Annotated in this window: 8 protein-coding genes; 7 read left to right on the plus strand and 1 reads right to left on the minus strand. The window is 36.2% G+C overall.

All coding sequences use genetic code 11. The features are described from left to right. The first annotated feature begins 116 nt into the window (after window positions 1–116). The 6 genes from proB (at window position 117) to argH (ending at window position 5,177) form a co-directional block, all read left to right on the plus strand. Window positions 117–884 (plus strand): glutamate 5-kinase, encoded by a 768-nt coding sequence (gene proB, locus ACEN2N_RS06535; RefSeq protein ID WP_441823576.1) that lies wholly within the window; start codon window positions 117–119, stop codon window positions 882–884. After that, a complete protein-coding gene (locus ACEN2N_RS06540) occupies window positions 881–1,822 on the plus strand; it encodes an acetylornithine carbamoyltransferase (RefSeq protein ID WP_441823577.1) in 942 nt (313 codons plus the stop codon). The genes proB and ACEN2N_RS06540 overlap by 4 nt, the downstream gene beginning before the upstream one ends. Further along, window positions 1,812–1,994, plus strand: coding sequence for a hypothetical protein (locus ACEN2N_RS06545; protein ID WP_424002901.1), 183 nt, complete (start codon window positions 1,812–1,814; stop codon window positions 1,992–1,994). Before ACEN2N_RS06540 ends, ACEN2N_RS06545 begins: the two co-directional genes overlap by 11 nt. Then, window positions 1,984–2,763, plus strand: a complete 780-nt coding sequence (gene argB, locus ACEN2N_RS06550) for an acetylglutamate kinase (protein WP_441823578.1) — start codon at window positions 1,984–1,986, stop codon at window positions 2,761–2,763. Before ACEN2N_RS06545 ends, argB begins: the two co-directional genes overlap by 11 nt. 1 nt (window position 2,764) lies before the next feature. Then, a complete protein-coding gene (locus ACEN2N_RS06555) occupies window positions 2,765–3,838 on the plus strand; it encodes a M20 family metallo-hydrolase (RefSeq protein ID WP_441823579.1) in 1,074 nt (357 codons plus the stop codon). A gap of 61 nt (window positions 3,839–3,899) precedes the next feature. After that, complete coding sequence (argH, locus tag ACEN2N_RS06560) at window positions 3,900–5,177, plus strand: argininosuccinate lyase (RefSeq protein WP_424002907.1); 1,278 nt, start codon at window positions 3,900–3,902, stop codon at window positions 5,175–5,177. Here the strand turns inward: argH and ACEN2N_RS06565 are convergent. Beyond that, window positions 5,174–6,055 (minus strand): YihY/virulence factor BrkB family protein, encoded by an 882-nt coding sequence (locus tag ACEN2N_RS06565; RefSeq protein ID WP_441823580.1) that lies wholly within the window; start codon window positions 6,053–6,055, stop codon window positions 5,174–5,176. The two genes, argH and ACEN2N_RS06565, sit on opposite strands and share 4 nt — an antisense overlap. A gap of 237 nt (window positions 6,056–6,292) precedes the next feature. On the opposite strand from ACEN2N_RS06565, the gene ACEN2N_RS06570 reads away from it, so the two are divergent. Beyond that, the gene (locus ACEN2N_RS06570; RefSeq protein ID WP_441823581.1) at window positions 6,293–13,867 is read left to right on the plus strand and encodes a BspA family leucine-rich repeat surface protein; all 7,575 of its coding nucleotides are present in this window, start codon (window positions 6,293–6,295) and stop codon (window positions 13,865–13,867) included. Window positions 13,868–13,869 lie beyond the last annotated feature (2 nt).

A 13,869-nucleotide genomic window follows, 5' to 3' on the forward strand; every position in this document is an offset into this window, starting at 1 on the left:
CGAAACCCAAAAAAAGGAGTTAGGAGTTAGGAGTTAGGAGTTAGGAGTTAGGAGTTAGGAGTTAGGAGTTAGGAGTTAGGAAAAATAAAAGCTTGACCTGACAAAATCGAATTAGAATGCTGAAAAAGAGAATTTTATTAAAATTAGGATCTAATACTTTAACGAAGGATACCGACCATATCTCTCGTGGTAAAATTGAAGATATTGGTAGGCAAATAGCTGCACTTAAAGATGAATACGAATTCATAATCGTAAGTTCTGGTGCTATTGCCGCAGCTAGGCAGTTTGTAAAATTGGAGCATAACGGGGAAGAAATCACCATAAAACAGGCACTAGCATCTATTGGTCAGCCACATTTAATGCGTATTTTTCAAGAGAATTTTAGAGAGTTAGGTCTTTTTACATCACAGTGTTTGCTATCGTATTCCGACTTTGAAAAAGAACAAACTAGAGTGAATATTAAAAATACTATAAATGTTCTCGTTGCTAATAATTTCATTCCTATTATCAATGAAAATGATACTGTGGCAACCGATGAAATTAAGTTTGGTGATAATGATAAGTTAGCAGGTTTAACGGCTTCTCTTTTATCTGCAGATATACTAATAATAGCCACAAATACAGACGGTATCTATACAAAAGCATCGCTATCGTCGGCAAAACCTACCACCATAGAACTGGTAACTGACCTAAGTGAATTACAGAAAGAAATTGGGGAATCTACATCGACCCATGGCACTGGCGGAATGCAGTCTAAAATAGAGGCTGCAACTATCGCACAAAAAGCAGGTATTGAAACTTGGATTACCAATGGCTTAACCGATAATTTCATTACCGACGCCATGAATAACAAAAGCACTTTTACAAAAATTAAAGCATCATGAATTACCTTTCCATAAACGATATCGACTCTTTATCTACCTGGGTAAAAGAAGCTATTGCATTAAAAAAACAGCCTAAAAAATTTAAGACTTTAGGTAACGATAAAACCATCGGTCTCCTATTTTTCAACAACTCTCTTCGTACGCGTTTAAGTACTCAAAAAGCGGCCATGAATTTAGGTATGGAAGTTATTGTCATGAATTTTGGCAGTGAAGGTTGGGCTTTAGAATACGCCGATGGCACTATTATGGATCAAGGTACCTCTGAGCATATAAAAGAAGCTGCACAGGTAATTTCTCAGTATTGTGACATCATAGCAATACGTGCATTTGCAGGCTTGGTTGACAAAGAATTAGATGAAGCAGAAGAAGTTTTAAACGGATTTAAAACCTACGCATCTGTACCTATAGTAAATATGGAGAGCTCAGTTGGGCATCCTTTACAGGCACTAACAGATGCGATTACTTTAGAAGAACATAACTTTAAGAATAACCCAAAAATAGTATTGTCATGGGCGCCACACCCAAGGGCTTTACCACATGCGGTTGCCAATTCATTTATTCAAATGATGCAAAAGCAAAATGCGGAGTTTGTAATTACGCATCCTGAGGGTTATGAACTAGATCCCAACATTACTAAAGATTCTAAAATTGAATATAATCAAGAAAAGGCTTTAGAAAATGCCGATTTTGTGTATGTGAAAAACTGGAGTAGCTATACCGATTATGGTCAAATAAAATCGCAAGATCGTAATTGGCAAATGACCCTTAAGAAATTAGGGAAAGCTAAGTTTATGCACTGCCTTCCGGTACGTAGAAATGTTGTAGTTGCCGATGAAGTTTTAGATAGTGAGCAGTCTTTGGTTATTGAACAAGCGAATAACAGAACGTATGCTGCTCAATTGGTTTTAAAGAAAATACTGGAAAGCAATGAAAATTAGTAAATGGATTTATATTGGTATCGCACTATTTGCACTCATTTTATTTGTAGCAAATATGGTTGATATCGACCATAACACCGCACATTGGAAAACCTATATGGGACCCGTTAGTAACATAATTCTTATTGTTGCCATGGTACTCATGTTTAAATTTTCGGATAATGAAAAATAAATTAAGCGTAGTAAAAATTGGTGGTAATGTCATTGAAGATGAAAAAGCTTTAGCTATTTTTCTTACTGCATTTGCAAAGCTAGATGGATTGAAAATACTAGTTCATGGTGGTGGTAAATTAGCTACTCAACTCGCAACTAAATTAGGTATTGAATCTAAAATGATAGACGGCAGGCGTATTACCGATGCTGAAACTGTCGATATCATTACCATGGTTTATGGCGGCTTGGCAAACAAGAAAATCGTTGCCCAGCTTCAAGCAAAAAATATAAATGCAATTGGTTTAAGTGGTGCTGATGGTAATAGCATACATGCACACAAACGACCAATTAAAGAAATTGATTACGGATTCGTAGGTGATATTGAGGGTGTAAACTCCGAATTAATCAGTAACCTATTATCTATAAATCTTACGCCTGTTTTTTGCGCATTATCGCATGATGGCGCAGGACAGTTACTGAATACCAATGCAGATACTATTGCTTCTGAAATTGCAATCGGCATGGCATTTACCTATGAAACTACTCTTTATTATTGCTTCGAGAAAAAAGGTGTTTTATTAGATATTGCAAATGATAATAGTGTGGTAAAACATATCAATACAACCACATATAAAGAGTTATTATCTGAAGGGGTAATTGCTGACGGTATGTTACCTAAACTCCACAATTGCTTTCATGCTTTGAACAATACTGTTGAAAAAGTATGTTTGGGCGATGTAACTATGTTAGATAAAAACACCGAACTGTTCACTACGTTAACCCTATAGTATGAATCAAACAGAACTTACAGAAAGTGCCATCGATCTATTAAAAGAACTGATTTCAATAGAATCATTTTCTAAGGAAGAAGACAAAACTGCTGATGCAATACAAGCGTGGTTGGCAAAATATAACATACCAACAGAACGGGATCTGAACAATATTATAGCGAAAAATAAATATTGGGACGATAGCAAACCAACCTTATTATTGAATTCGCATCACGATACTGTAAAGCCAAATACTGCCTATACAAAAGACCCTTTTTTGCCACACATTGAAGATGGTAAATTATTCGGTTTGGGGAGTAATGACGCAGGCGGACCTTTAGTTTCCCTTCTTGCAACTTTCGTGAATTATTACAATGATGAAAACCTCAACCATAATATTTTAATGGTCGCTTCTGCCGAAGAAGAAAATGCAGGAGAGAATAGCTTACGCGGATTGCTTCCTAATTTACCACATATTGATGTAGCCATAGTTGGCGAACCTACATTAATGCAACTTGCTATCGCCGAAAAAGGATTAGTTGTTTTTGATGCTGTAGTTAAGGGTACTCCCTCGCACGCAGCGCATCCAAATGAAGACAATTCCATTTACAATTCTATTAAAGTTTTAGAATGGTTTAAGAACTACAAATTCAAAAAGTCATCTGAAGCCTTGGGAGATGTAAAAATGACCGTTACCCAAATTAGTGCAGGGTCGCAACATAATGTGGTGCCGGCACAGGTTGATATGGTGGTTGATGTTCGGGTAAACGATGCCTATACCAATAAAGAAATTGCAGATTTACTAAAGAACGATGCGCCATGCGAATTAAAGGAGCGATCTTTACGCCTCAATTCATCGAAAATAGACAAAGATCATCCGTTAGTGAAATCTGGGATAGCATTAGGTAGAACTACTTACGGCTCTCCTACCCTTTCGGATCAAGCAGCGCTCAGTTGCCAATCACTGAAAATGGGACCTGGTGACAGCACTCGTTCTCACTCAGCAAATGAATTTATCTATGTTCATGAAATTGAAGAAGGTATAGATTTGTATATTAAATTATTAAAAGGCTTTTTTTCAAATAACAATTAACAAGAACCAATTACCAATAGGCATTGTTAATTGCTAATTGATGATTGATAACTGACTGCATATGAAACTCTGGGATAAAGGATTTAGTACTGATAAAAAAATTGATCATTTCACTGTTGGCAACGATAGGGAATTAGATTTGGTTTTAGCCAAGTACGACGTAATCGCATCTAAAGCTCATGCTAAAATGTTAGGTGAAATTGGTTTGCTAACGCCCAAAGAAACTCAAGAGCTTGTTAATGAGTTAAACCATATTGCCGCGCGAATAGAGAAAGGGACATTTTCTATAGAAAAATCTTTTGAAGACATGCATTCTAAAATAGAATACATGCTTACCCTTAGTTTAGGTGATACTGGTAAAAAAATACATACGGCGAGATCAAGAAACGATCAAGTGTTAGTGGCTATGCATCTATATTTAAAAGATGAATTGTCAGAAATTAAATCAATGACAAAGTCGCTTTTTAACCTTCTTCTGGTAAAGGCTCAAGAACATAAAGATGTACTATTACCTGGGTATACGCACTTACAAATTGCTATGCCTTCTTCATTCGGACTTTGGTTTTCTGCCTATGCAGAAAGTTTAATAGATGACCTTTATTTTATTGATGCAGCTTATAAAGTAGCCGATCAAAACCCTTTAGGTAGTGCTGCAGGTTATGGAAGTTCTTTCGCTATTGACCGTAGATTTACTACCAAGGAAATGGGCTTTAGCACACTAAAATATAATGTCGTCGCCGCCCAAATGAGCAGGGGTAAAGCGGAAAAAGCTACCGCTTTCGGTATTGCTAATATTGCCGCTACCCTATCTAAAATGGCAATGGATATTTGTTTGTATATGAGCCAAAACTTCAATTTCATCTCTTTCCCAGATGAACTGACTACAGGTTCTAGCATCATGCCACATAAAAAGAATCCCGATGTTTTTGAATTGGTTCGTGGTAAGTGTAATAAACTGCAATCTATACCAAACCAACTTACATTGATTATCAATAATCTGCCTAGTGGTTATCATAGGGATTTACAATTGGTGAAAGAAATCATCATTCCCGCTATACAAGATATGAAAGCTTGTTTAGAAATTTTGACATTCAGCCTTAAAGAAATTAGGGTCAATGAAAATATTTTGGACGACCCAAAATATGATTATCTATTTAGTGTAGATACTTTGAATGAATTGGTACAAAACGGAATGCCTTTTAGAGATGCCTATAAGAAAATGGGGCAAGAAATTAATGATGGCACTTTTACTCCAAAAAGAGATATTCATCATACCCATGAAGGTAGTTTAGGTAATTTATGCTTGAAAGAAATTCATGATAAAATGAAAAATAGTTAATTCAACTTAACGTACTTATCAGAATAAATCTTGGTGAACTGTGCTCCGAAAGTTACGATTAAGCTAGAATAAGATACCCATAACATCACTAAAATGATGCTGCCGGCCGCACCGTAAGTAGAGCCTGGCTCTGCCTTACTAAAGTAAAAAGCAAGCGCGTATTTACCTATCAAAAACAAAAAGGCTGTAAGTGCCGCTCCTACTTTAACCGCTTTCCAACGTACATGTGTACTGGGCAGGTATTTAAACATGGCACCAAATAATAGGTAGATAAAGGTTAAGGAAATAACAATATCCAATACGAAACCTAGTTCTAACATACCATCGGGCAGAAGTCTGGATAATTGTTTTGAAAATGCCGATAAAAATGAAGTTAGCACGAAACTTATAAGCAAGAGAAATCCAAAAATTAGAATAAAACCAAATCCTTTTAACCGCATGAAAAGGGTAGATAATATTTCATTGGTATATTTTGGTTTCGCTTTCCAAATATCGTTTAACGCATTTTGTAGTTGATAAAAAACTCCGGTAGCACCATAAATTAACACTCCTACACCTAATATCGTAGCCACTATAGATGTATTTTCACTACCTCTATCCGCTATCATTTCTTGTATAGATTGCGCTGTTTCAGGTCCCATTGCAGATGAGATTTCAGCAAATAATTCTCCACGTACAATTTCTTTGCCCCAAATACCACCGACCAATTCTAGAATTAAAATAAGAAGACCCGGCAATGATAAAATTGCATAATAAGCTATAACCGCACTAATTTGAAACGGTTCTTTTTCCATCCATATATTATAGGTGTTAACCAGTAATTTGGGTAGGTGAGAAATTCCAAATTTAATATGATTTTCTTCCTTATTTTGAGACATTTATAATAGTATTTAAACTAAGTTTAAAAATAAGACAAGTAAAATATTGACTGTAATCCGATAAGATTAAATACTACCTCTTAAAAGGTTTTTCTAATTCTTTAAAGGTTTGGTTATTATGCAGTTCATCAAAAAAACTAGACTTTACATCTATATAATAGGCGTTCACAACAAAAAATTTTAACATTTCGATTTCATGGGCATATTTGAGGTAAACCCTCGAATAAACCAACCGGCATGCCAATTTTTAAAAAAAGTATTACCCTTTTTCTTTTATTCTTAAGTTTTAGTCTTTTTTCTCAATCTTTTACTTCTATTTGGAACACAAATAATATTGAAACTGGCTCATCTGCAGCCAATCAAATTACCATTCCAACCAACCCTGCATATACAACATACAGTTATAATATAGACTGGGGAGATACTAATACAGATACTGGAGTAACCGGAAATATCACTCATACTTATGCAACTCCCGGTATATACACAATTAGTATTAGCGGTACATTTCCTTCTATTTATTTTAACGATGAAAATGCAAATGACAAACTAAAGATTATAGAAATACTTGCATGGGGAGACATAGAATGGCAAACCATGGAAAATGCTTTTTATGGATGTGAAAACTTGAATTTTGATTTAATTGACGATCCTAACCTTGCTCAAGTCACCTCTTTGAAACAGATGTTTAGAGGTTGTTCTTCGTTTAATGGAATTGTCAATAACTGGGATACCAGTACTATTAATGATATCTCTGGCTTATTTTATGAAGCAGAAACATTTAATAGACCCTTAGCAAATTGGAATACTAGGGCAGTAACAGATATGTCTTATACTTTTTACGAAGCCGAACTATTTAATGAACCACTAGATAGTTGGAATACAGCTGCAGTGACCACAATGTCCAATATGTTTAATCATGCTGAAGATTTTAATCAAAATATAAACAATTGGAACGTTAGTAATGTAACGGACATGTCTAATTTGTTTTTTTATGCCAGAGTATTTAATCAGCCATTAAACTTATGGGATGTTAGCAATGTAACCACTATGGCAAGCATGTTTTACCTAACATCCTTTAACCAACCAATAAACAATTGGAATATTAGCAATGTGATGGATATTTCTGGAATGTTCCAAAACTGCCCGTTCAATCAGCCACTAAATTTATGGGATGTTAGCAATGTAACCACCTTAGCGAGTACGTTTGCCCAAAACAACAATTTTAATCAACCTTTAAATGATTGGGACGTTAGCAATGTAACCGACATGAGCCGAACATTTGGTAGTGCCGGTAGCTTAAAAGATTTTAACCAACCTTTAGATCAATGGAATGTTAGTAATGTAACTACCATGTTGGGTATGTTTGAAAGCTCTTCTTTTAACCAACCACTAAATGGGTGGAATGTTAGTAACGTAACCAATATGAGCAATATGTTTGCCGGTTGGGCATCTATATACGTAACTGCTTATAACCAACCACTAGATCTTTGGGATGTAAGTAGCGTTACGAACATGAGTAATATGTTTCATGATTCACGTTTTAACCAAAATATTCAAGGCTGGGACGTTTCTAATGTTACGAATATGAGTAACATGTTCGATAATGCTAGATTATTTGATCAACCACTTAACGCTTGGTCAATTACTTCACTTACCAATTTAGACGGTATTTTTGCAAATACACCTTTGTTCAACCAACCTCTTGATAACTGGAATACTTCTGCTGTAACAAGAATGAGAAATACATTTCTAAATGCTGAAGCTTTTGACCAAGACTTATCATCTTGGGACATTTCTTCCGTTACATCTATGACATCAATGTTATCCAACTCTGGATTATCTGAGGAAAATTATGATGCTACTTTAATCGGTTGGGCTACCCAAACCGTTGAAGATAATGTTGACTTAGGAGCAACAGGCTTAAAATATTGTGATGGTAGACTTGCAAGACTAGAACTTATTGACAACCATAATTGGACTATAACCGGAGACATTGTTAACTGTTCAAATGTGTTCTGCACAACAATTACAAACCCCGCTGAAGGTGATACGAATGTTCCTGCAAATTCTAACATACATTGGGCTGCCGCACCAAATGCGACCGGTTACTATATTGACTTAGAAGTTGAAAGAGGAGGAGTACGTAGCTTTGTAAATATCAGTGGAAGCCCTGCAAATAATTATGATGTTGGTAACGTACAAATTTTAACTTTTACCAACGAATTTACTCCAGGCGATACTATTTTCATTACTGTTACACCTTATAATGGTGAAGGTCCGGCAGTTGGCTGTGAAGAATTTAGCTTTACCGTAGTACCTTCATGGGTCAATAGTCCAGCAGCCTATAAATTTACGATTGACACTAGCCTCGGATCTACTTATGGTACTGATCAATTTGATTTTAGAATTCAAAGAAATTCTAGCTACAGCTACAATTATTCCGTTGATTGGGGAGATAGCGAATACAACAATAATGTTACAAGTGATCTTAGACACATATACAACACCCCTGGCATATATACGATATCCATAATTGGTGATTTCCCTGCTCCTTATCATTACTATGGAGATGCCGATGAAGTCATATCTATTGACCAATGGGGAACACATGAGTATCAATCCATGCAAAGAGCTTGCTTTGGATGTGAAAACATGGAGTATAATGCTACAGATATTCCTGACCTAAACCTTGTAACCGATATGTCCGAAATGTTTGAAGGCGCCCATTTATTTAATGGAAATTTAAATAATTGGAATGTTAGCAATATAACGAACATGGAATCTACCTTTAAAGGAACCTATATTTTTAACGAACCTTTAAACACCTGGGATGTCAGCAATGTTACTAACATGACCAGTATGTTCTATAGCGCTAGAGAATTTGACCAACCCATAAATTCATGGAATACAGGCAATGTTACCAATATGGGTTCTATGTTCTATGATGCAGAAGCATTTAATCAGCCATTAGATTGGGACGTATCTAAAGTTACCTCTATGTATGGCATGTTTGGATCTACGGAGCTATTTAACCAAAACATAAACGACTGGGACACCTCTTCAGTTACCAATATGAGCTCTATGTTCAGAAGCGCTGAAGCATTTAATCAACCTCTAAATGATTGGAACGTATCATCGGTTACTACCATGAATTATATGTTTAATAACGCTGAAATATTTAATCAACCTCTAAACAATTGGAATGTAAACTCGGTAACCAATATGGGTTCTATGTTCTATAACGCTCAAAATTTCAACCAAGACATAGACAGCTGGTCCGTAACGAACGTAACAGATATGTCTTCCATGTTTAGTTCAGCTCTCAGCTTTAACGAGCCATTAAATAGTTGGGACGTAAACTCTGTTGTAAACATGTCTGAAATGTTCAATGGGGCAGAAGTTTTTAATCAACCTCTAATAGATTGGGATGTAAGTGCCGTTGCCAACATGACATCTATGTTTAAAAACGCTTTACTGTTTGATCAACCGCTAAATAATTGGAACGTATCATCGGTTACGCTAATGCCGTCTATGTTCGAAAGCGCTGAAGCTTTTAATCGACCTTTAAACAATTGGAATACTGCTGTGGTAACCAGCTTTGCAGCGATGTTTAAAAACGCATCAGCTTTCAATGAACCACTTACAAATTGGAATACTGGAGAAGCATTGAGCATGCAAGAAATGTTTAGCGGTGCAACTCTATTTAATCAAAACATTGATGCTTGGAACGTCTCATTTGTAACCACAATGGAAGCTATGTTTAACGAAGCTACCAGTTACAACCAAAGCATGAATTCTTGGAACGTAGCCTCTGTAACTACCATGGAAGACATGTTTAAAGGCGCCATTGTATTTAATGAAACTATTGGGGATTGGAATGTAAGAGGTGTCACCACCATGGAAGAAATGTTCAGCGATGCAACTGCTTTCAACCAAAATATAAACAATTGGCGTATATCTGGGGTAAGCAACATGGATTATATGTTCAACAACGCATTGGCTTACAACCAACCTATGGATTTATGGAATCCGGGAAATGTTAGCATGCGATCCACTTTTTACAATGCCTCTTCACTAGACCAAAGCTTGGCAGAATGGGATGTTAGCGGAGTAACTAACATGAGCGATATGTTAGACAACACTGCATTGGTAAGAGAAAATTATGACAATACGTTAATTGCTTGGTCCGAGCAGAATTTAACATCAGGTATAACCCTAGGTGCACAAGGTCTGCCCTATTGTGATGCACAAGAAGAAAGACAATCTATGATTGACAACTATGGTTGGACCTTTGACCAAGATGTTCGTGATTGCCCAATCCCAAATTGCACACAATTGGCATCACCTTTAAATGGTGATACCGATGTACCTGTCAATACTAACCTTACTTGGGACGCTGCACAATTTGCACAAAGTTATTACCTAACAGTAGGAACCTCTGCAGGTGGAAATGACATAGTAAACAATGAAACTATCACTAATGAAACATCTTATGAATTTGCATCTGATTTTAATACTGGTGATACGGTTTATGTAACAATTATTCCTTTTAATGATGAAGGTGATCCTGGAACTTGTATTGAAGAGAGTTTTACTATTTCAAATTCTGCCGCAACCATACCTGAATGTACTTCTTTGACGGCTCCTTTAAATACAGCAACAGAAGTGTCAATAACTACTGATTTAAGCTGGAGCCCTATTTCAAATGCCGATGGTTATAAGCTTACCGTAGGAACTTCCTCTGGTGCTAGTGACATATTAAATTCTGAAGATGTAGGTAATGTTAATACCTTTGAATTTATTACCGACTTACCTGAAGACAATGATATTTTCGTTACTATAATACCCTATAATGGTGAAGGTGAATCTGGTTCTTGTACCGAAGAACGTTTCCATACAGAATTAATTCCTGTTGCACCTACATGTACTAATTTAATAAGCCCTGCTCATTTAGATACAGACGTTGCTATTGACGCTAATTTAAGTTGGACAGCAGTTCCCGAAGCTACCGGTTACTTAGTAATTGTTGGTACTACCGAAGGGGGTAATGAAATAGTAAATAATGTAGATGTAAATAATGCTACAACATATGACATACCAGAAGACCTACTTGAGAGTAGAACATATTACGTCACCATAATACCCTACAACGATGTTGACGATGCGACCGGATGCATAGAAGAAAGCTTTACAACTGGAAATTCAACTAGTCCTCCTTCATGCCCAATTCTAAGCTCACCAGCCAACGGTGCTACTCAAGTTGCATTAGATACTAATTTAAGCTGGAACGGATCTGGGTCTGTAGACGGATACAATCTTAAAGTAGGTACAACTTCTGGAGGAACAGAAATTTTTACAGGCGATATTGGGAATATAACCACATATACATTCACGAGCGACCTACCAGAAAATAAAACAATTTATGTTTCTATAATTGCGTCAAACATAAATGGTCCTTCCGCAGATTGTATAGAATATACTTTTGAAACGATAGGTCCACCAGCATGTACTTCATTAACAAGCCCGACAAATAACGCCACTAATGTTGCTGTAGATACTTCTATTGAATGGAATGCAGTTTCTGACGCCGAAGGTTATAGAGTAACCGTTATTGGCAGTAATAGTACTGCTAACAATATGACCAATTTTGATGTAACCACAAATACAACCTTTGATTTTGCAAACAATTTCATACAAGGTGAGACTGTTACTGTAAGTATTAAGCCTTACAATACAAATGGAGAGGCTACAGGGTGTACATCTGAAAGCTTTACAATTCTTCCTCCGCCGGTTCCATCATGTACTTCATTAATTACTCCTGTAAACAATACAGCAAATGCAGATATCGATACAGATATTAGCTGGAATGCAGTAGACGGTGCAACTGGTTATACCATAACAGTAACAGCTAGTGAAAGCACTGTCAATAATTTAACCGACGTTGACGTTATAGCAACTTCTTACGATTTTACAAATGACTTTATACAAGGTGAAACTGTTACGGTTACCATAAAACCTTTCAATAGCTCTGGTGAAGCTGTAGGTTGTACTTCTGAAACTTTTGCTATTAAGCCTGTACCAGGTTGTACTAACTTAAACCTGCCGATAGATGGTGATACTCAAGTTGACACTAGCACGTCGATTTCATGGAATGCCGTTGTAGATGCTATTGGATATTTTGTATCTGTATCTGCGAGTACAAGTACGATTAACAATTTTACTGACCGAAAAACCACATTTACAACAATAGATTTTGATTCCGGCTTTACTCAAGGTGAGACTGTTTCGGTTACTATAATACCTTATAATGAATCTGGTAACGCTATTGGTTGCTCAACAGAAACGTTTACTATTCAAGCTATCCCTTTATGTACAATATTAACTTCGCCTGCTAACGGTGATGTTGATGTAGCCTTAAATTCTAACTTAGAATGGATGGCAGTACCTGAAGCTGTTGGATACTTACTTTCTGTTACAGGAAGTAACAGTAACGCAAACAACGTATCAGAATTAGATATTACCTCTGGAAACACCTATGATTTTACCGGTGATTTTGAACAAGGAGAAATAGTATCGGTAAATATAACACCTTACAACAATGCAGGTGAAGCTATAGATTGTTCTATTGAAACATTTACAATTAAATCAATCCCTAATTGTACGACTTTAATTTCACCTCTTAATAATGATGTACTAGCAGAAGTAAGTGAAATTACATGGAATACTGTAGCAGATGCAAATGGCTATAAATTGACTATTACTGGTGATAATAGCACTATAAATAACGTAACCGACTTAGAAGTTTTAGATACCACCTACTCTTTCCCAAATGAATTTAACATAGGTGAAATTGTAACGGTTACCATCATCCCCTTCAACGAGGTTGGTGATGCTAATGGTTGTACTTCTGAAAGCTTTACTATAAGACCTTTACCTTCTTGTACTTCTCTTATCTCTTCATTACAGAACGGGAATGATATTTCTGTTAGCACAGATATCGAATGGAACGTTGCCGATGAAGCAGATGGCTATTACATTTCAATTGGCACAACTAATGGCGGAAATGATATTGTTACTGATGAAGATGTTGCTTCATTGACTAGTTATATTCTCAATGAAAATTTGCCTTCTGAGACATTAATTTATGTAACTGTTACACCTTATAATTCTTCTGGTGAAGCAGAAGGTTGTATTTCAGAAAGCTTTACAACAGAAGTTGTAGCTCCTGATTGTGCACTATTATCGAGTCCAGCTAACGGAGAAAACAATGTTTCTTTAGAAAGTACCATTTCTTGGGAAGAAGTTGAAAAAACAGATGGGTACAGAATCTCTATTGGAACATCTACTGAAGCAAATGATATTTTAGATACTATAGATATGGGTACGGCTATTAGCTATACACACGAACAAGAATTTCCTTTTGATACCGAAATCTTTGTTACTATTACATCTTATAACAGTGCCGGTGATGCTATAGGTTGTGAACAACAATCGTTTACAACAATGATTCCTGAAGATGAAACAAAATACGGCTTCTCACCAGACGGAGACGGAATAAACGAATATTGGCACATTGAAAACATAAACTATTACCCCGAAAATATTGTCAGCATTTATAATAGGTGGGGCGATATGGTCTTTCAGGTTGAGAATTATGACAATGCATCTAACGTATTTTCAGGTACTGCAAATATGAAGACCAAAATAGGCGCAGACCAATTGCCAACGGGTACTTATTTCTTCAATATTGAAATAGAAGGTGAAACCATTTTAAGAAAAACGCAAGGTTTCCTTGTTTTAAAGCGATAATA

Source organism: Maribacter spongiicola, from assembly GCF_052119685.1.
GTDB lineage: Bacteria > Bacteroidota > Bacteroidia > Flavobacteriales > Flavobacteriaceae > Maribacter > Maribacter spongiicola_A.

Bases quoted from the DNA above. Each gene is read 5' to 3' on its own strand.
- ACEN2N_RS06540 (WP_441823577.1), top strand. From the start codon at position 881: ATGAATTACCTTTCCATAAACGATATCGACTCTTTATCTACCTGGGTA.
- argB (WP_441823578.1), top strand. From the start codon at position 1,984: ATGAAAAATAAATTAAGCGTAGTAAAAATTGGTGGTAATGTCATTGAA.
- ACEN2N_RS06565 (WP_441823580.1), bottom strand. From the start codon at position 6,055: ATGTCTCAAAATAAGGAAGAAAATCATATTAAATTTGGAATTTCTCAC.
- ACEN2N_RS06555 (WP_441823579.1), top strand. From the start codon at position 2,765: ATGAATCAAACAGAACTTACAGAAAGTGCCATCGATCTATTAAAAGAA.
- proB (WP_441823576.1), top strand. From the start codon at position 117: ATGCTGAAAAAGAGAATTTTATTAAAATTAGGATCTAATACTTTAACG.
- ACEN2N_RS06545 (WP_424002901.1), top strand. From the start codon at position 1,812: ATGAAAATTAGTAAATGGATTTATATTGGTATCGCACTATTTGCACTC.
- ACEN2N_RS06570 (WP_441823581.1), top strand. From the start codon at position 6,293: ATGCCAATTTTTAAAAAAAGTATTACCCTTTTTCTTTTATTCTTAAGT.
- argH (WP_424002907.1), top strand. From the start codon at position 3,900: ATGAAACTCTGGGATAAAGGATTTAGTACTGATAAAAAAATTGATCAT.